19 protein-coding genes are annotated in these 19,126 nt (G+C 59.3%); 8 read left to right on the top strand and 11 right to left on the bottom strand.

Annotated features, from left to right (window positions below; all coding sequences use genetic code 11):
* Window positions 1-30 precede the first annotated feature (30 nt).
* The 8 genes from RHM65_RS09115 to nrdR form a co-directional block, all read right to left on the bottom strand.
* Window positions 31-540: a phosphatidylglycerophosphatase A gene (locus RHM65_RS09115; protein ID WP_322184755.1), complete on the bottom strand. Its 510-nt coding sequence runs from the start codon at window positions 538-540 to the stop codon at window positions 31-33.
* Window positions 537-1,502 (bottom strand): thiamine-phosphate kinase, encoded by a 966-nt coding sequence (gene thiL, locus RHM65_RS09110; RefSeq protein ID WP_322166284.1) that lies wholly within the window; start codon window positions 1,500-1,502, stop codon window positions 537-539. Before thiL ends, RHM65_RS09115 begins: the two co-directional genes overlap by 4 nt.
* Window positions 1,503-1,515: 13 nt before the next feature.
* On the bottom strand, window positions 1,516-2,016 hold the full coding sequence (gene nusB, locus RHM65_RS09105) for a transcription antitermination factor NusB (RefSeq protein WP_322166285.1): 501 nt from the start codon (window positions 2,014-2,016) through the stop codon (window positions 1,516-1,518).
* Window positions 2,013-2,489: a 6,7-dimethyl-8-ribityllumazine synthase gene (ribE, locus tag RHM65_RS09100; protein WP_322166286.1), complete on the bottom strand. Its 477-nt coding sequence runs from the start codon at window positions 2,487-2,489 to the stop codon at window positions 2,013-2,015. Before ribE ends, nusB begins: the two co-directional genes overlap by 4 nt.
* A gap of 131 nt (window positions 2,490-2,620) precedes the next feature.
* Complete coding sequence (gene ribBA / locus RHM65_RS09095; protein WP_322166287.1) at window positions 2,621-3,712, bottom strand: bifunctional 3,4-dihydroxy-2-butanone-4-phosphate synthase/GTP cyclohydrolase II; 1,092 nt, start codon at window positions 3,710-3,712, stop codon at window positions 2,621-2,623.
* A gap of 18 nt (window positions 3,713-3,730) precedes the next feature.
* On the bottom strand, window positions 3,731-4,399 hold the full coding sequence (locus RHM65_RS09090; protein ID WP_322166288.1) for a riboflavin synthase: 669 nt from the start codon (window positions 4,397-4,399) through the stop codon (window positions 3,731-3,733).
* Between the two features lie 59 nt (window positions 4,400-4,458).
* Window positions 4,459-5,589: a bifunctional diaminohydroxyphosphoribosylaminopyrimidine deaminase/5-amino-6-(5-phosphoribosylamino)uracil reductase RibD gene (gene ribD, locus RHM65_RS09085; protein WP_322166289.1), complete on the bottom strand. Its 1,131-nt coding sequence runs from the start codon at window positions 5,587-5,589 to the stop codon at window positions 4,459-4,461.
* Window positions 5,586-6,050: a transcriptional regulator NrdR gene (gene nrdR, locus RHM65_RS09080; RefSeq protein WP_322171182.1), complete on the bottom strand. Its 465-nt coding sequence runs from the start codon at window positions 6,048-6,050 to the stop codon at window positions 5,586-5,588. The genes ribD and nrdR overlap by 4 nt, the downstream gene beginning before the upstream one ends.
* 221 nt (window positions 6,051-6,271) lie before the next feature.
* On the opposite strand from nrdR, the gene RHM65_RS09075 reads away from it, so the two are divergent.
* Together RHM65_RS09075 and trxA are read left to right on the top strand one after the other, a co-directional pair.
* Complete coding sequence (locus RHM65_RS09075) at window positions 6,272-6,730, top strand: YbaY family lipoprotein (protein WP_322166290.1); 459 nt, start codon at window positions 6,272-6,274, stop codon at window positions 6,728-6,730.
* A 195-nt stretch (window positions 6,731-6,925) separates the two neighbouring features.
* Window positions 6,926-7,798, top strand: a complete 873-nt coding sequence (trxA, locus tag RHM65_RS09070; protein WP_322166291.1) for a thioredoxin — start codon at window positions 6,926-6,928, stop codon at window positions 7,796-7,798.
* Here trxA and RHM65_RS09065 read toward each other — a convergent pair.
* Window positions 7,795-8,136: a hypothetical protein gene (locus tag RHM65_RS09065; protein WP_322166292.1), complete on the bottom strand. Its 342-nt coding sequence runs from the start codon at window positions 8,134-8,136 to the stop codon at window positions 7,795-7,797. The genes trxA and RHM65_RS09065 overlap by 4 nt on opposite strands.
* A 205-nt stretch (window positions 8,137-8,341) precedes the next feature.
* Here RHM65_RS09065 and RHM65_RS09060 point away from each other — a divergent pair, with 205 nt between their 5' ends.
* From RHM65_RS09060 to RHM65_RS09040, 5 genes are all read left to right on the top strand, one after another.
* On the top strand, window positions 8,342-8,929 hold the full coding sequence (locus RHM65_RS09060) for a DUF2796 domain-containing protein (RefSeq protein WP_322166293.1): 588 nt from the start codon (window positions 8,342-8,344) through the stop codon (window positions 8,927-8,929).
* A 36-nt stretch (window positions 8,930-8,965) separates the two neighbouring features.
* Complete coding sequence (locus RHM65_RS09055) at window positions 8,966-9,676, top strand: ABC transporter ATP-binding protein (RefSeq protein WP_322166294.1); 711 nt, start codon at window positions 8,966-8,968, stop codon at window positions 9,674-9,676.
* Window position 9,677: 1 nt separating this feature from the next.
* Window positions 9,678-10,943, top strand: coding sequence for an ABC transporter permease (locus tag RHM65_RS09050; protein WP_322184753.1), 1,266 nt, complete (start codon window positions 9,678-9,680; stop codon window positions 10,941-10,943).
* Window positions 10,944-10,954: 11 nt separating this feature from the next.
* Window positions 10,955-11,497: a DUF3299 domain-containing protein gene (locus RHM65_RS09045; protein WP_322166296.1), complete on the top strand. Its 543-nt coding sequence runs from the start codon at window positions 10,955-10,957 to the stop codon at window positions 11,495-11,497.
* A 253-nt stretch (window positions 11,498-11,750) separates the two neighbouring features.
* Window positions 11,751-12,437 carry an OmpW/AlkL family protein gene (locus tag RHM65_RS09040; protein WP_322166297.1) on the top strand — a complete coding sequence of 229 codons (687 nt, stop codon included), beginning with the start codon at window positions 11,751-11,753 and terminating at the stop codon, window positions 12,435-12,437.
* A gap of 80 nt (window positions 12,438-12,517) precedes the next feature.
* On the opposite strand, the gene RHM65_RS09035 is transcribed toward RHM65_RS09040, so the two are convergent.
* Both RHM65_RS09035 and RHM65_RS09030 read right to left on the bottom strand, forming a co-directional pair.
* Complete coding sequence (locus tag RHM65_RS09035) at window positions 12,518-13,447, bottom strand: NAD-dependent epimerase/dehydratase family protein (RefSeq protein ID WP_322166298.1); 930 nt, start codon at window positions 13,445-13,447, stop codon at window positions 12,518-12,520.
* Window positions 13,440-14,324 carry a sugar nucleotide-binding protein gene (locus RHM65_RS09030; protein WP_322166299.1) on the bottom strand — a complete coding sequence of 295 codons (885 nt, stop codon included), beginning with the start codon at window positions 14,322-14,324 and terminating at the stop codon, window positions 13,440-13,442. The genes RHM65_RS09035 and RHM65_RS09030 overlap by 8 nt, the downstream gene beginning before the upstream one ends.
* A gap of 459 nt (window positions 14,325-14,783) precedes the next feature.
* Here RHM65_RS09030 and RHM65_RS09025 point away from each other — a divergent pair, with 459 nt between their 5' ends.
* On the top strand, window positions 14,784-19,106 hold the full coding sequence (locus RHM65_RS09025; RefSeq protein WP_322184751.1) for a DEAD/DEAH box helicase: 4,323 nt from the start codon (window positions 14,784-14,786) through the stop codon (window positions 19,104-19,106).
* Window positions 19,107-19,126 lie beyond the last annotated feature (20 nt).

Raw genomic sequence — 19,126 nt, 5'->3', positions numbered from 1 at the left:
CGCCCCGTTAGCCAGGTTGCAGAACATTCGTTAGAGCCAGGCAACAAGCCACACCAGCGCATGCATTCCCAACCAGGCAAACACCCCCGCCAGCACGTCATCGAGCATGATGCCGACGCCGCCGTGGACGTGTTTATCGATCCAGCGAATCGGCCACGGCTTAAGAATGTCGAAGAAGCGGAACATTAAAAACCCCGCCAGCAACCAGTACCAACCTTCGGGCACTAGCCACAGGGTAATCCACATCCCGACGAATTCGTCCCACACAATGCCTTCATGGTCATGCACGCCAAGGTCATCGGCGACCTTGCCGCACAGCCACACGCCGAACAGCATGGTGATGCCCAGCATCAACCAATAGCCCCAATCGGGCAGCAGCTGCCACAGCGGAATAAACGGTAACGCGACCAATGAACCCCAGGTGCCAGGCGCCTTGGGCAGTGTGCCGGAACCGAAACCGAACGCCAGGAAATGCCAAGGGTTGGTCCACACCGTCGGCGGCACCCGTTGTCCTGGTGTTCTTTTAGAATGATTTGTCACGGGTGCTCCTGAAAATGTTGATAGCCCCGCGCCAATGGCGTGACATCTGTTCCGTCACTGTCGATCAGGCAAACACCCTGCCCTGCCTCGACCCGGCCAATCACATGCACGGGCAACCCCGCAGCAAGCAATCCGGCCACCTTCGACGCGGGCAGGGTAAATGCCAACACATAATCGTCGCCGCCACTAAGCGCCACTTCGCGTGCCGCCTCCAACCCAAGAAACCCCACTAGCGGCGTCGAAAGCGGCAGCGCATCGCGCTCGATCACCAGCCGTACAGCGGACGCATCAGCAATGTGCCCGCAATCAGCCAATAACCCATCGGAGATATCCAACGCGGCGGTAGCGTTGCCGCGCAGGGCCAGCCCTAACATCAATTGCGGGTGTGGCGACCAATAGCGCGCCAACAAGGCTTCAGCGGTAGAGGTTTCGGCCGTGCGCTGGTTGAGCACCAACGGCAATGCACCGGCGCCATCACCTAACGCACCGCCGACGCACAACAGATCACCCACTTGGGCGCCGCGGCGAGTCAAGGCTAGACCGGTAGGCACCCGGCCAAACACGGTCATCGTCAAACTCAGCGGCCCGCGCGTGGTGTCGCCCCCCACCAGTTGCAGCGAACATTGCTGCGCCATCAGGTTCAAACCACGGGCGAACGCTTGCAGCCAGTCGGCATCGACGTCGGGCAAGGTCAGGGCAAGGGTAAAGGCGAGTGGGGTTGCACCCATGGCGGCCAAATCGCTGGCAGACACCGCAAGCGCACGCTGGCCCAGCAGAAACGGGTCGCAGCGCTCGGGAAAATGCACGCCGCAAACCAACGTATCAGTAGAAATTGCTAACTGTTCGCCGGGCGGCACCGTCAGCAGGGCGCAATCGTCGCCGATCCCCAATGCAACGCCCTCGCCCGCTTGCGCACAGGGCGCAGCGGCGAAGTAGTTACGTATCAGGGCGAATTCGTCCATGAGGATCAGGCGTTCAAGAACGCTTGTGAGCCTTTACCTCGGCTTCACGCACGCGCGGAGCCAGTTTATCCAGCACGCCATTGACGAACTTGTGGCCGTCGGTAGAGCCATAGACTTTCGCCAGCTCGATGCCTTCGTTGATCACAACGCGGTACGGCACGTCGATGCGCTTGAGCAGTTCGTACGTCGACAGACGCAGAATCGCCAGCTCAACCGGGTCGAGTTCTTCAATGGTGATGTCCAGGCAAGGCACGAGGGCAGTATCGATCTCGGTCTTGTTGGTCGGAACGCCGTGCAGCAATTCCTGGAAGTAAGTGGCGTCGACGTTGCTGAAATCGTTATCGACGCGAAATTGCGCTTCGATTTCGTTCAGCGAATGCCCTGCCATGTGCCACTGATACAGCGCTTGAGTCGCGAGCTGACGCGCTTCACGACGCTTGGCGCTTTTGCCTTTTGCGACTTCTGGGTCTTTGGCATCACGTGGGTTGAACTGGTCGCTTTCGTCGGAAATCATTGGGCCTCCAACTGTGCCAGCAAGCTAACCATTTCAATAGCGCAAAGGGCGGCTTCAGCGCCTTTATTGCCGGCTTTAGTGCCGGAACGTTCGATGGCTTGCTCTATGGAATCGACTGTCAACACGCCGAAAGAAACCGGCACGCCGAACTCCATGGAAACTTGGGACAGGCCTTTGACGCATTCGCCAGCGACATATTCGAAGTGCGGAGTACCGCCACGAATAACAGCGCCCAACGCGATGATGGCGGCGTACTCGCTGCGCTGAGCAACTTTTTGCACCACCAGTGGAATTTCGAAGGCACCCGGCGCACGGATGATGGTGATGTTGCTTTCGCTCACACCATGGCGAACCAATGCATCAACAGCGCCGCTCACCAGGCTTTCGACGACAAAGCTGTTGAAGCGGCCAACCACCAAGGCGTAGCGGCCTTGGGGAGTGATGAAGGTACCTTCGATGGTCTTCAGGGTCATTAGGGTGTGTCTCATCTTAAAGAGCAAGCTCGCCCAATCGGCGTGCTTTGAGGGATTTTAGGCCACCAACTGCAGACTGTCGGGCAGAACGCGTGAAAATCATCGATTTTCAGCCACTGCCCAACCGGTCGTTATTCGGAGGGCACGTATTCTACAACTTCCAGATCGAAACCGGATATCGCATTGAACTTCATTGGCGAACTCATCAAGCGCATTTTACGTACGCCCAAGTCGCGCAAGATCTGCGAACCCGCACCGACGATGCTGTAAGTGGTCGGTGTCTTCACCGCCGTGTTCGCTGCGGTGTCACGGATATGCGCCAGCAACACGTCGCCATCCAAAGGATGGCCCAGCAGTAACACAACGCCGCTGCCCGCCTCGGCCACGGCAGTCATCGCGGCTCGCAGGCTCCAGCGACCGGGCTGCTTGACCATCAACAGGTCACGTAGCGGGTCCATGTTGTGCACCCGAACCAACGTCGGCTCTTCAGCGCAAATTTTGCCCAAGGTCAGCGCCAGGTGCACATCACCTTCGACTGAATCGCGGTAGGTCACCAGGTTGAACTGGCCCAACTCGCTGTCCATCGGCTGCTCGGCGATCCGCTGAACGGTACGCTCGTGGATCATCCGGTAATGAATCAGGTCGGCAATGGTACCGATCTTGATGCCATGTTCGGCGGCAAAGGTTTCCAGTTCAGGACGACGAGACATGGTGCCGTCGTCGTTCATCACTTCGCAAATCACACCGCTGGGCTCGAAACCGGCCATCCGGGCCAGGTCGCAGGCGGCTTCGGTGTGACCGGCGCGTGCTAGGGTGCCGCCGGCCTGGGCCATCAACGGGAAGATATGACCTGGGCTAACGATGTCTTCAGCCTTGGCGTCCTTGGACGCGGCGGCCTGAACCGTGCGCGCACGGTCGGCAGCAGAGATACCGGTGGTGACGCCTTCAGCCGCTTCGATCGACACCGTGAACTTAGTACCGAAACCGGAGCCGTTGCGCGGCGCCATCAACGGCAGCTTGAGCGTTTCGCAGCGCTCGCGGCTCATGGGCATGCAAATCAAGCCACGGGCGTGCTTGGCCATGAAGTTGATGTGTTCAGCCTGGACGCACTCGGCGGCCATGATCAGGTCGCCTTCGTTCTCGCGGTCTTCGTCATCCATGAGGATGACCATTTTGCCCAGGCGGATATCTTCAACCAGTTCTTCAATGCTGTTGAGCGCCACACGGCACCCCCTATCGGTTCAGGATTTTAGGTAGCCATTGGCGGCCAGAAAGCTTTCGGTAATGCCGCCTGTTGCAGCGTTCGGCTCTGCGGCCTTATCGCCCAACAACAAACGCTCCAGGTAACGTGCCAGCAAGTCCACTTCCAGATTGACCCGACGCCCCGTTTTGTACTCGGCCATGATGGTTTCGGCCAGGGTGTGCGGGACGATAGTCAGATCGAATTCTGCGCCATTCACAGCGTTCACAGTCAGGCTGGTGCCGTCGACGGTGATCGAGCCTTTGTGCGAGATGTATTTGGCCAACTCACGGGGTGCACGGATGCGGAACTGGATAGCGCGGGCATTCTCCTCCCGCGACAGCACTTCGCCTACACCGTCGACGTGTCCGCTGACCAAATGACCGCCGAGACGCGTGGTCGGGGTCAGGGCTTTTTCCAGGTTCACCGGGCTGCCGGTCTTCAGATCGTCGAAGGCCGTGCAATCGAGGGTTTCGCGACTCACGTCTGCCCAAAAACCATCGCCCGGTAACTCAACAGCAGTCAGGCAGACGCCATTTACCGCAATGCTGTCGCCGAGTTTGACGTCGCTGAGGTCGAGTTTGCCGGTGGCCACATGAACACGGACATCGCCGCCTTTTGGGGTCAGCGCGCGGATACTGCCAATCGATTCAATAATGCCGGTAAACATGTGGTCCTCCAGGAGAACAAAGCCAGCGCGACGCAGTGGCCGAAAATAATAGGCGGCGGTCAGGCGGGCACGGCGATGACTCGCCAATCATCACCGACAGCACGCATTTCAATGATTTTGAGTTCCAGCGCTTCGCTCATTTTCGCCAACGGCAGATCGAGGAGCGGCCGCGCCGAGGAACCCAGGAATTTACCTGCGACAAAAATCTGAAACTCATCGACCAGCCCGAGCCGGGTAAACGCACCCGCCAAGCCTGGGCCAGTTTCGATCAGCACGTCATTAACCCCACGCGCCGCCAGTTCGACCATCATTTTGTGCAAATCCACTTGCCCGGCGCTGTTGGCCAAGGCCAGCAGTTCGTGACCTTCGGCAAGATAACGCTCACGCGCAGACGCGGCGGCGCAGGTCACCACCAAGGTATTGCCTGCCTGAAAGAAAGGCGCATCGAGCGGCACCCGCAGTCGGCCATCCACCAGAACGCGCAAAGGCGGACGTGTGAGGGCCAACGCGGTCAGTTCCGGATCAAGCCCCAATTCGTCTGGACGCACCGTCAGGCGTGCGCCGTCGGCCAGCACAGTGTCGGCACCGGTCAACACCACGCTCGATTGCGCACGAAGGCGCTGCACCGCAGAACGCGCGGCGGGGCCGGTTATCCATTTGCTTTCGCCGCTGGCCATGGCGGTGCGACCGTCCAGGCTCATGGCCAACTTAACCCGCACGTAGGGCAGGCCGTGTTCCATGCGCTTCAAAAAGCCTTTGTTCAGTGCTCGCGCGTCACTTTCCAGCACGCCGCTTTGTACGGCGATACCCGCCGTCATCAAGCGCAACAAGCCTTTGCCGGCCACGTCCGGATTGGGGTCTTGCATGGCCGCGACAACCCGCGCGACACCGGCATTGACCAAGGCGTCGGCACACGGCGGTGTACGGCCATGGTGACTGCACGGCTCAAGGGTGACGTAAACCGTGGCGCCGTTGGCCTTGTCGCCCGCTTGACGCAGCGCATACACCTCGGCGTGCGGCTCACCGGCGCGGATGTGCCAGCCTTCGCCGACCACCTGCCCGTCGCGGACGATGACGCAGCCGACCCGTGGGTTTGGGTGCGCGGTATAAATGCCGTTGCGCGCGAGTTCCAACGCGCGGGCCATGTAGTGGCGGTCTAGAGCGCCCTGTTCAGTCGAAAGTGAGTTCATTCTTTCACCGGTTCGCGGGCAAGACGGTCGATCTCTTCCCGGAATTCATTGAGGTCCTGAAAACGTCGATACACTGAAGCGAAGCGGATGTAGGCCACTTCATCAAGCTTTTGCAGCTCGCCCATCACCAGTTCGCCCACCACCAGCGATTTAACCTCGCGCTCGCCGGTTGCCCGCAGCTTGTACTTGATACGCGCCAGCGATGCCTCAAGAAGCTCAACACTGACTGGGCGTTTTTCCAACGCGCGCTGCATACCGGCGCGAAGCTTATCGTCGTCGAAGGGTTGACGGCTGCCGTCTTGCTTGATCAGGCGCGGGAGTACCAGTTCGGCGGTTTCAAACGTCGTGAAACGCTCGCCACAGGCCAAGCATTCGCGACGGCGACGGACTTGCTCGCCTTCGGCGACGAGGCGCGAATCAATGACCTTGGTGTCATTGGCACCGCAAAAAGGACAGTGCATGGTGGCAGGCAACAAAAAAAGGGAGGCTCATGGTAGGGCGAGTTTTCATTTATTTCCAGCGTGGAAAATAAGAGGCATGCGTTAGGGCCTGTTGCTGGCAAGACAAGAGCAGAGGTTTGCGGTATATAGACGCGCCGCGGGCAGTGTGAAATTCATCCGACTGGGCAATACTGCGTCACCCTGTCGCGCCTCCCCCGGATTTTGTTTTGTTGGAGTGGTTCATGTCGTTACGACCCCTTGCTTTGCTCTGCCTCGTCGGCCTGTTGGCTGCTTGCAGCAGCGAAGTGCCCAAAAAGCCCGTCGCGGCCAAAGCAGCAATCCAGCAGCCCGCCCCCGTTAAAGTTCAGGAGGGGTTGGGGCCGTTACCCATCTACCAGCGCGAATTGAGCGGCCAATTGCTCGGCGCACCGCCCGGCTCGCAAGTTGAACTGGCGCTGCTGATCATCGACGACCGGGGCCGTCCACAGCGTTTATTGGCCAACATCACGCTGACGGGCACCAATCAACCCCTGCCGTTTCAGCTGCGTTTCAACCCGGACTCCTTCCCGGTCGGCGCCCGCGTGGAATTACGCGGCCGGGCGAGTCAGTCCGGTCAATTGATCCTGCACCTGCCGTCGCTGCGTATCGAACAAGGTAATACCCAGGCGCTGGGAGCGTTGCAGCTGCTTGTGGCGCCGTAAACACCGCTGCGAATCAATCGAAAACCCGGTGGGAGCCAATTTATTCGCGAAGGCCACACCGCGGTGCTACAGGAAGACCGCGCGGCCCGTTTCGCGAATAAATTCGCTCCCACAGAATCTCGGTACGCGCAGATCTGAATCAGGCCAAACGCGGTGATATAGTCACGCCATTGAACGCCTTTTTCGAGACTAGCAATGAGCCAGGACACCCCGTATATCTTCGACGCAACCACCGCGACCTTTGACCAACTGGTCATCGAGAACTCGTTCCATCAGCCTGTGCTGGTGGATTTCTGGGCTGAATGGTGTGCGCCCTGCAAAGTGCTGATGCCGCTGCTGAAGAAAATCGCCGATGAGTACCAGGGCCAATTGCTGCTGGCGAAGGTCGATTGCGACGCCGAGCAAGACATCGTGGCGCGCTTTGGTATTCGCAGCCTGCCGACCGTAGTGCTGTTTAAGGACGGTCAACCGGTGGACGGGTTCTCCGGCGCGCAACCTGAGTCGGCGATCCGGACGATTCTCGAACCCCACGTCCAATTACCGCCGCCTGCCGCCGCCGATCCTTTGGAGCAAGCACAACTGCTGTTTGCCGAAGGCAGCATCGCGGACGCTGAAGCCGTGTTGAAGCATTTGCTTGGCGAAGACAACACTAACGCCGCTGCGCTGATTCTGTACGCGCGCTGCCTGGCCGAACGCGGTGAACTGGTCGAAGCCGGCACCGTGCTCGACGCGGTGAAGGACGATCAACACAAAGCTGCGCTGGCCGGCGCCAAAGCGCAATTGACGTTCCTGGGCGAAGCCGCAAGCTTGCCGGACGTTGCCGACCTGAAAACCCGTCTGGCGAAAAATCCGCAGGACGATGAGGCCGCTCATCAATTGGCGATTCAGCAGCTGTCCCGCCAACAATATGAGGCCGCTCTGGAAGGCTTATTGAAGCTGTTCATCCGCAATCGCAGCTATGCCGAAGGTCTTGCGCACAAAACCTTGCTGCAAGTGTTTGACCTGCTGGGCAACGACCACCCGTTGGTCACCACCTATCGCCGCAAATTATTCGCTGCGCTCTACTAACTGACCCAGCTATACAGTGGCGCATCGGCGCCGTTCACTACCTTGACGTCGGCACTGTGGCGCAAACGCACCAGCAAGCGTTTGCCCGCTGCGGTGCTGCCGGTCAGGGCTTCAAGCTGACCGAGCAACTCCGGCCCACTCATTTCTTGCGCATTGCGCAACAGGTCTTTGGCAATCTGCCAAATGGCGTCGTCCTGACTGACCGGCGTTTGCGTGGGCGCGGTGTTTGCCGGCTTTGTTGCCTGCAACTGCGCACCCAGCTGGGCCCAATCGCCGTCATCCAATTCAAGCGTCAGGTCCACCGGCCAATCACCGATGGTTCCGCGAATTCGCAACATGTCTGTCTCCTTTATGTTAATGCCCCCCTGTAGAAGCCGACTTGTTAGCGAAAGGCCCTATCGGGTGTACTTGATCAATCGCCTCGCCAACAAGTTGGCTCTTACAGGAATGTAGGGTGCCCGAACAAATTGCCGCGTGTCAGGCTCGCGTTAATTGTTATAAGATCACATAACGAATTATTACCATCTGTGTCTGGAGTTTCTCATGCGTCGCTTGCTGCTCGCCCTGCCTTTTGCTCTGCTTCCACTGGCCATGGTGCACGCCGCTGACGTCGAGCACGCGAGCCTCGGCGCTCACGAGCATGGTGTTGCGCGCTTGGACATTGCGTTGGACGGCAAGTCGCTGGAGTTCGAATTGGACAGCCCGTCGATGAATATCGTCGGCTTCGAACACGATGCCAGCACTGACGCCGACAAAACCACCGTTGCTAGCGCTCGCGAGCTGTTGTTGAAATCTCAGGCGCTGTTCAACCTGCCATTGGCCGCCCAATGCGCCGTCACCACGCAGAAACTCCAGAGCCCATTGTTTGGCGACAAGCCTGACGCGGACGATGATCATGACGACGATAACGACACGCACGCTAAGGGTGAAGTGGGAGAAGAGCATCACCACAGCGAAATTCACGCGCATTACGTGTTTTTATGCAACTCCCCTTCCGCGCTGAAACGTTTTGACCTGTCGCAAATCTTCAAGACCTTCCCCGGCACCCATAAAATTCAAGTACAAATGATCTCCCCAAGTGGCCAGTCGGGCACTGAAGCAACGCCTGATAACCCGACCCTGAAGTTCTGATAACCCTGTTCCGATAATCCTGTGAACGCGCCCCTCATGACCCAAGCACTGATCGAACTGTCCGACCTTGGTTTTAGCTGGCCAGGCCACGCGCCGTTGTTGGATATCCCGGCGTTTCGCCTGGAGCCCGGTGAAACCCTGTTTCTCAAAGGCCCCAGCGGCAGCGGAAAAACCACGCTGCTCGGGTTGTTGGGCGGTGTGCAAAAGCCCAATCGGGGCAGCATTCGCCTGCTGGGCCAAGAGCTGACGCAGCTGTCGGCCGGTGCCCGAGACCGTTTTCGAGTGGACCACACCGGTTATATATTTCAGCAGTTCAACCTGCTGCCGTTTCTCTCGGTGCGCGAAAACGTCGAGTTGCCGTGTCACTTCTCCAAACTCCGCGCCGCCCGGGCGACCCAGCGACATGGCAGTGTCGATCAGGCCGCCGCGACGCTGCTCGCGCATTTGGGTCTGAAAGACCCGGCGTTGCTGAGTCGGCGGGCGGATTCATTGTCCATCGGCCAACAACAACGGGTCGCCGCCGCTCGGGCGCTGATCGGTCAACCGGAACTGGTGATTGCTGACGAACCGACCTCCGCGCTGGACGCCGATGCGCGAGAGGCGTTTATTCGCCTGCTGTTTGCGGAGTGCCAGGAAGCCGGAGCCAGCCTGCTGTTTGTCAGCCACGACCAAAGCCTTGCGCCTCTGTTCGACCGCAATCTGTCGTTGTCCGAACTCAATCGCGCCGCCGTCGCCGCAGAGGTTTGAGATGTATTTGTTTCGTCTAGCCATGGCCAGTCTGGCTAACCGCCGTTTCACCGCGTTCTTGACCGCGTTTGCCATCGCCTTGTCGGTCTGCCTGTTATTGGCCGTCGAACGCGTACGCACCGAAGCACGGGCCAGTTTCGCCAGCACCATCAGCGGCACCGACCTGATTGTTGGGGCGCGTTCCGGTTCAATTAACTTGCTGTTGTATTCGGTGTTTCGCATCGGCAACGCTACCAACAACATTCGCTGGGACAGCTTTGAGCATTTCGCCAACGACCCTCATGTGAAGTGGGCCATCCCGATTTCCCTGGGCGATTCGCACCGTGGCTATCGGGTCATGGGCACCAACGAAGCTTATTTCGAGCACTACCAGTACGGCCATCAACAGAGCCTGGAAATGGCCACCGGCCGACCGTTCGCCACCGACCCGTTTGAAGTGGTGTTGGGGGCGGAAGTGGCCGATGCGCTGAAATATAAGCTGGGCGACAAACTGGTATTGGCTCATGGCGTGGCGGTGGTTAGCCTGGTCAAACACGATGACAAACCGTTCACCGTGGTCGGGATTTTGAAACGTACCGGCACGCCCGTAGACCGCACGTTGCACATCAGCCTCGGCGGCATGGAAGCGATTCATATCGACTGGCATAACGGCGTTCCCGCCCACGGTGCCGGCCGAATCAGTGCCGATCAAGCGCGCAACATGGACCTGACGCCCACTGCGATCACGGCCTTCATGCTCGGTCTGAACAACAAAATCGCGACCTTCGCCGTGCAGCGCGACATCAATGAGTTCCGGGGCGAGCCGATGCTGGCGATTCTGCCCGGCGTCGCCCTGCAAGAACTCTGGAGCCTGATGAGCACCGCCGAACAAGCGCTGTTCATGATTTCGTTGTTCGTGGTCGTAACCGGGTTGATCGGCATGCTCACCGCGATTTTGACCAGTCTCAACGAGCGCCGTCGCGAGATGGCAATCCTCCGTTCAGTGGGCGCCCGGCCTTGGCATATTGCCAGTTTGTTGATTCTCGAAGCCTTCGCGCTGGCCTTGGCGGGCGTGGTCAGCGGCGTGGTGTTGCTGTACGTCGGTATCGCGTCGGCGCAGGGCTTTGTGCAATCCAATTACGGTTTGTTCCTGCCACTGTCACTGCCCAGCGCCTATGAATGGACATTGCTCGGCGGTATTCTGGCCGCGGCTCTGTTGATTGGCACCGTGCCCGCTTGGCGCGCCTATCGCCAATCATTGGCTGACGGCTTGTCGATACGTTTATGAGGACTCCCACCATGTCGCGCCCGCTGCTCGCGCTGTTGCTGCTGATTGCGCCCTTACTGGCCGCGACACCCGCGTGGGCCGCCGATGCGCAGCCGCGCGACTTGACCTGGGAACAAATGATCCCGCCCGACGCGCCGAAGCTCAAGCCGCAAACCGCACCGATTCATAACCTGTCGGGCATGTCCGATGCGCTTTCAGCCGAGTCTGCTCCCGCCGCGAAACAGCAATCGCCGTCTGCTCCAGTGGTCAAGTCCCTCGACGGTCAACACATCCGTTTGCCGGGTTATATCGTGCCGCTGGAAGTCACCGAAGAAGGCCGCGTGACCGAGTTTCTGCTGGTGCCGTACTTCGGCGCCTGCATCCACGTGCCGCCACCGCCGTCGAATCAAATCGTCTATGTCACCAGCAAAGTCGGGGTAAAACTTGATGAGCTGTATCAACCGTACTGGATTGAAGGCTCGATGAAAGTCGAATCGTCCACCAGCGAACTGGCCGACGCAGGCTACAAAATGGCCGCCGAGAAAATCTACGCCTATGAACTGCCGGATTCTTGAATCCAAGGCGATTGTGCCGCAGATGGCATCACCCGATATTTTCTGTAGGAGCTTGTTGGCGATAGTTAACGCGGTGAGTCAAGCACGCCGCTTCGCGAACAAGCTCGCTCCTACAGCGTCATTTTGAACCGAGACGGCAAGGTCACCCAGTTAGTTCCCCTCGTCATCAATTTCATTGAGCTGGGTCAAAAGGGTTACTGCATTGGCGCCCTACCATTAGACATCGCCACAATTAATGTTTAACGGAGCCTTCATGCACAAGTCACTGCTCGGCGCGTCTCTTTTTGCGCTGGCGCTCAGCGCCTCCCTCGTTGCCCAAGCTCACGAAGCTGGCGACATCATCGTTCGTGCTGGTGCGGCGGTGGTAGCCCCAAATGAAGACAGCGGCAATCTGAAATTTGACGGGGTGAAAGCCTCCGGCACCAAAGCGACGCTGGACAGCGACACACAGCTCGGGCTAGCGGTGGCATACATGCTCACCAATCACTTTGGCATTGAGCTGTTGGCGGCAACGCCGTTCAATCACAACGTTGGTGTCAAGGGCCTCAGCCCGGCGCTGGATGGCAAGCTCGGTAATATCAAACAGTTGCCACCTACCCTGTCATTGCAGTACTACCCGCTTGATATGGCATCGAAGTTTCAACCTTACGTGGGTGTTGGCTTGAACTACACCGCGTTCTTCGGCGGCGACTTGACCAGCGAACGCAAGAACGAAGGCTTTAGCAACCTTAAGGTCAAGGATTCGGTAGGGATTGCCGGTCAGCTGGGTGCCGATTACATGTTGACCGACCGAGTGATGCTTAACGCCTCGGTCTGGTACATCGATATGAGTACCAAAGCCACCGTGAATGGTCCTTCCGCACTGGGCATCGGCCAGACTAAAGTCAGCCTGGACGTCGATCCTTGGGTCTACATGGTTGGTTTGGGCTACAAGTTCTAACTAAGCGTTCCAGCTTTAACACCTCGCGAATGAAGTCGCCTCTGATCTTATGAGAGGTGAGTTCATTCGCGAAGTGCTGTCTAGCGTCCCAACAACCGCGCTAGACCAACACTCAACGGTGTCGGTTCAGGAAACTTGAAACGCGCAAGCAAACGACGATTATTGGCTCGCGAGTGGCGAATATCCCCCGAGCGCGCCGGCAGGTAAGTCACCTCTGGCAATGTCCCAACGACGTGGGATAACGCTTCCAGCAACTGGTTCAGCGTGGTGGCTTGATTGAGCCCGACATTGATTGCGCCCGCTTCGACTTCCGGCAACTCCAGCGCCTGCACCAACACAGCAGCCAGATCCCCCACGTAAACGAAATCACGGGTTTGCTCGCCATCGCCAAAGATAGCGATCGGCAGGCTTTTTTCGGCACGCTCGCAAAAAATGCTGATCACCCCTGAATAAGGAGATGACGGGTCTTGGCGCGGACCAAAGATATTGAAGAAGCGAAACATCACCGGCTCCAGCCCATGCTGGCGACGGTAGAAGTCCAGGTAATACTCGCTCGACAGCTTGTCTGACGCATATGGGGTCAATGGCGACTTCGGCGTGTCTTCGTCGATGGACTCGCCTTCGCCGTTGTTGCCATACACCGCCGCGCTCGACGCGAACAACACCCGCTTGATCCCGGCCTGGCGCATGGCTTCGCACACATTCAAGGTGCCAACGAAGTTGCTTTGATGGGTGCGCACCGGGTCGTCCACCGACGCTTGAACCGAAGCGACCGCAGCAAGGTGCGCGACGGCCTGACAACCCAACGCAGAGCGAGCAACCAGTGCCGCATCCGCGACATCGCCCTCGATCAATTCCAGACGTGGATTGTCCATCGGTAGATTGCTGCGCTTGCCGGTGGACAGGTCATCCAGTACCCGCACGGCGTAGCCATTGGCAAGCAATGCATCGACCAAATGCGAACCAATAAAGCCGGCGCCGCCGGTGATTAAAACAGGTGCATCAAGCATGGCGATAATAACGGTCCAGTAGGCTTGGCAAACCCGCACGCCAGGCGCGGGGTTTGATACCAAAGGTATGGAGGATTTTTTTACAGGCGAGCACACCGTGTTGCGGTTCGTCAGCGGCGTCGGCCCGAGCGGCATGGGCTTGCGCGGTAGGTGCTTCGACCGCCAGCGGATGCAACAAGCGAGCTTCGGTCAGGATCGCCTGACCCAGCGCCAGTGGCGTAGTCGCTTCATGCCCCGCGTAGTGATAAGTACCCCACAACGGCGCTGCACAATCCAGTTGTTTAAGCACAGAAATGATCACCCGCGCCGCATCGTCCACCGGCGTCGGATTGCCGCGACGGTCATCGGCCATCAACAACTCTTGGGGTAGCTCGGCGCGTTTGAGCAAGCGGCCCAGCACACCGTCGCTGCTGTCATCGAGCAGCCAGCCGAAGCGTAACAACACATGCTGCGGACAGATCGCCCGCACGCTTTGCTCGATACGCCACAGCGCCTGGCCTCGCAGGCCCAGCGGCACTGGCTCGTCTTTTTCGCTATAAGCCGTTGCCCGCGAACCATCGAACACCCGATAGCTGGACGGCTGCAGCAACGTAATATTGTGGTGCTGGCACAGTTCGGCAAGACGCTCGACGGAGCGTTCCTGGCTAGCCAAACGGGCTTCGCTCACCGTCTCCGCCTGAAACCAGTCGAAGTAATAAGCGAGATTGATCAAGGCATCAGGTCGGGTGTCATCAAGCAGTTGCGTCAGACTCGCGGCATCCCAACCGTCTTCCGGTGGGCGCGGCGCGAGGAAACCAACATCTTCCTCAGCACCAAGACGAATCAGCGCCTGCCCAAGGGCATTCCCACCGCCCAACAGCATAAGGCGCATTCGCATAGAGTCAGCAGGCTCGGTATCAGAATCGATTCAAAAAAAATTAATAAAAACGCCTGCAAACATAACACGTTGACTCCTTTCTCCCAAGAGGCGCCCGGTCTATAAGGGTTTGCGTGTTTTTTTGGTGGCCATAACACCTGTTCGAGTGAGGTCTTCGACACCGTGTTGTCGCGCAGCAAACTCAGGAACTGTAGGAGCTGCCGAAGGCTGCGAAGCCGGCACGGCTCTGGGACTTCATTGACACGGTTGATAGCAAGTAGCCGCAAATCCTGTGGGAGTAGGCTTGCCTGCGAAGAGCCCCATAATCACGCCGCTGATGCCGACCTGAAACTTGAATCGCCTGTATTGACGCTTTCGTTGGCAAGCCACAGGGTGACTTCGGCACATACGAAAAGGTATGTGAAGGCTGTTTGACAGGAGGCGCTTGCATCTTTATGGCCTCGCCCGCATAAAACACTGATGAATCTTCTGACCCTTCCCGACCCGGTTCTGAGCCAGTTTCACCCGGCGGTCAGCACTTGGTTTTGCAATACTTTCCCAGCGGTCACCCCCGCTCAGGTCCACGCATGGCCGCTGATCAAGGCGCGACGCTCGACCTTGATCGCGGCGCCCACCGGCTCCGGCAAAACCCTGACCGCGTTTCTCGCGGTAATCGACGATTTGGTCCATGAAGGTTTGGCGAACGGTGGTCATCTGCCCGAGCAGACGTTTGTGGTCTACGTGTCGCCGCTTAAAGCGCTGTCCAACGACATTCAGATCAACCTGCAAAATCCGCTAGCCGGGATCACTGAACAGCTGGCGCGGATGGGCTTGCCTGAGCTGCGCATCACCACCGCTGTGCGCACCGGCGACACCCCGCAAAAAGAACGCACCGCGATGCGCAAGACTGCGCCGCATGTTCTGGTGACCACCCCAGAATCGCTTTACGTGTTGCTGAGTTCTGACTCTGGACGACGCATGCTGTCCAGCACCCGAACGGTGATTGTCGATGAAATCCATGCCATCGCCTCGAGCAAACGCGGCAGCCACCTGGCGCTGAGCCTGGAGCGTCTACAGGCGCTTTGCAGCGACCAACTCAATGGCAAGCAACTGCTGCGCATCGGCCTGTCCGCCACACAAAAACCCATCGAACAGGTGTCGCGATTTCTCGTCGGCAGCGATCCGATAAAGCGCCCCTGCGCCATCGTCGACATCGGTCACGCCCGGCCACGGGATCTGGCGATTGAAGTGCCGCCGGTACCATTGAGCGCGGTGATGGCCAACGACGTCTGGGAGCTGGTGTACGACCGTCTCGCGCAACTGGCCCGAGAACACCGAACCACGCTGATTTTCGTCAACACCCGGCGCATGGCTGAGCGCTTGGCCCGGCATTTAAGCGAGCGACTGACCAAAACAGTGGTCGCCGCGCACCACGGCAGCTTGGCGAAGGAGCAACGACTTGACGCTGAACAACGGCTCAAACGCGGCGAGTTGCAGGTGCTGATTGCCACAGCCTCGCTGGAACTGGGGATTGATATTGGTGATGTCGATCTGGTCTGCCAAATCGCCTCGCCGCGCTCCATCGCTGCGTTTGTGCAGAGAGTTGGGCGCTCCGGGCATCAGGTCGGCGGCACCCCAAAAGGTCGGTTGTTCGCCACTTCCCGGGACGACTTGATCGAATGCACTGCGCTGCTCGATTGCGTGCGCCGGGGTGAATTGGACACGCTGCTGATCCCCAAAGCGCCGCTGGACGTGTTGGCGCAACAGATCATCGCTGAGGTCAGTTGCGAGGAATGGCAAGAACAGGCGTTGCTGGACATGATTCGCCAGGCATCGCCCTACGCCGAACTGGATGACGGGCACTTTCAAGCGCTGTTGCGAATGCTCGCCGAGGGCTACAACGGCCGCCAGGGTGTACGCGGCGCGTATCTTCATCGCGACGCGCTGACGCGAACCTTGCGCGGGCGCCGTGGCAGCAAACTGACGGCCGTCACCAGCGGCGGCACTATCCCGGATAACGCCGATTACAGCGTGATCCTTGAACCGCAGGCATTGAATATCGGTACGGTGAACGAAGATTTTGCCGTGGAAAGTATTGCCGGCGACGTGTTCCAACTGGGCAATACGTCCTACCGAATTTTGCGGGTGGAAACCGGACGCGTACGGGTCGAGGATGCCCACGGTCAATCGCCGACCATCCCCTTCTGGCTCGGGGAGGCGCCGGGGCGCAGCGCAGAATTGTCTTCGGCGGTGGCGCGCCTGCAAGCCGACATTGATGCACTGCTCGGCGCCAGCCCCGGCGATCTGCAGCCGTGCATCGATTGGTTGATGAGCACCCTGGGACTGGACCTCGCCAGCGCCGATCAACTGGTGGATTACTTGGCGCGCACGCGTTTGGCGCTGGGGGCGCTGCCGTCCCAAGACACCTTGCTAATGGAGCGCTTTTTCGATGAATCGGGCGGCACGCAACTGATCATCCACACCCCGTTCGGCAGCCGGATCAACCGTGCCTGGGGCTTGGCGTTGCGCAAACGCTTTTGCCGCACGTTCAATTTCGAGCTGCAAGCGGCGGCCAGTGAAGACGCCATCGTGCTGTCGCTGTCCACCAGCCACAGTTTCGAGCTGGACGACGTTTGGCGTTATATCAACTCAAACAGCGCCGAACACCTATTGGTTCAAGCGCTGCTCGATGCACCGCTGTTCGGTGTGCGCTGGCGCTGGAACGCCGGTACCGCGCTGGCCCTGCCGCGTTACAGCGGCGGGCGAAAAGTGGCGCCGCAACTGCAACGCATGAAAAGCGAAGACTTGATTGCCACGGTGTTTCCCGACCAGATCGCCTGCCTGGAAAACGTAGTCGGCGAGCGTGACATTCCCGACCATCCGCTGATTGAACAAACCCTCGACGATTGCCTGCATGAGGCTATGGATTGCGAAGGCTGGCTGACGCTGCTGCGGCGGATGGAAAACGGCGATGTGCGCTTGATCAGTAAGGACTTGCCCACGCCCTCACCCTTGGCAGCAGAAATCCTTAATGCGCGCCCGTTTGCGTTTCTTGACGATGCGCCGCTGGAAGAACGCCGCACCCAAGCAGTGCTCAATCGGCGCTGGACTGATCCGACCTCCACCGACGATCTCGGCGCACTAGACGCTGACGCGATTACCGCCGTTGGCGCAGAAGCCTGGCCGCAGCCGCACACCTTGGATGAAATGCACGAAGCATTGATGACCCTGTGTTGCATCAGCGGCGCTGAAGTTCGCGAGTATCCGCAGTGGTTGGCGTGGCTCGAAGCTCTGGCCAACAGCGGACGCGCTACCCGCTTGCAAGTCAGTCCGGATAACGCGCTGTGGTTGGCGCTCGAACGCCTGACGTGTTTGCGCGCCGTTTATCCACAGGCAGAGATGCACCCGCCATTACAACCGTGGCCGGGGTTTGACGATTCGTGGGACGCCGACGAGGCCACCGTGGAAATCCTCCGCGCACGCCTCGCCGGTTTTGGTCCGCTGTCGTTGGCAGCGATTGCCGAACCACTGGCATTGCCCACCGCTCGGGTGAATCAGGCACTGGCCCTACTGGAAAGCGAAGGCTACGTGCTGCGCGGTCGCTTCAGCCCAGGAGCGGCGGATGATCAATGGTGCGAGCGGCATCTGTTGGCGCGCATCCATCGCTACACGGTGAAACGTCTGCGGCGGGAAATCGAGCCGGTCTCGTTGCAGGATTACATGCGGTTTCTGTTCGATTGGCAGCATTTGTCCACAGCCACCCGCAGTCAGGGCAAAGCCGCGCTGCCAGAGGTGGTGGAACAGCTCGAAGGGTATTCGGCGGCGGCCGGTGCCTGGGACAGCGATATTCTCCCGGCGCGGCTCAAGGACTATTCACTGATATGGCTCGATGAGCTGTGTCGGTCGGGCAAAACAGTCTGGACACGTTTGGCCCCGCGCAACAAGACCGTCGCGGCGGCGTTGCGCAGTACGCCCATTGTGTTGCTGCCCCGGCGCCAAGTGAACCTGTGGAGCGAGCTGACTGAACAGCCATCGCCTTCGGAGTTGTCATTGCGCGCGCAAAAAGTCCACGCGGCGTTGGTCAGCCATGGCGCACTGTTTTTCGATGAACTGGTTCACGAGGCCCATTTACTGCGCAGCGAATTAGAAAACGCACTGCAGGAATTGGTCGGTGCCGGGCTGGTAAACGCCGACAGTTTCGCCGGGCTGCGGGCGCTGATCACACCGGCGAGTAAGCGCTCGGCGCACACCAGCCGACGCAACCGTGGCGCGTTTATCGGCGGCATGGACGATGCCGGGCGCTGGGCGTTGCTGCGCCGAGCATCGGTTTCGAAGGCCAGTAAAACCCCAAAGATCGAGACCCTGGAGCATGTTGCCATGACCCTGCTGCGACGTTACGGCGTGGTGTTCTGGCGAGTGTTGGAGCGAGAGGCAGATTGGTTGCCGAGCTGGCGTGAATTACTGCGTACCTTCCACCGGCTGGAGGCGCGAGGCGAGATTCGTGGCGGTCGGTTTATCAGCGGGTTGGCGGGCGAGCAGTTTGCGTTGCCAGAAGCCATCCCGCTGCTGCGAGAGATTCGGCGGCGGCCGCTGGATGGCAGCTTGATCCGCCTCTGCGGCGCTGACCCGCTGAATCTGGTCGGCACCCTGCTCCCCGGCCAAAAAGTCCCGGCGTTGGTAGGTAACCGGCTGGTGTACCGCGATGGTATTCCGGCAGCCGCGATCATCGCCGGGAAACCGCAGTATTGGCTGGAGCTGGAACCACAAGCTGCGGCGCTGCTTAGGGATCGGTTGCTGCATTGAAGCCGCACCGCACCCTTCGC

Source organism: Pseudomonas sp. CCI4.2 (assembly GCF_034350045.1).
In the GTDB taxonomy this organism is placed as follows: Bacteria; Pseudomonadota; Gammaproteobacteria; order Pseudomonadales; family Pseudomonadaceae; genus Aquipseudomonas.
This window is presented reverse-complemented; position numbering and strand designations above follow the sequence as displayed.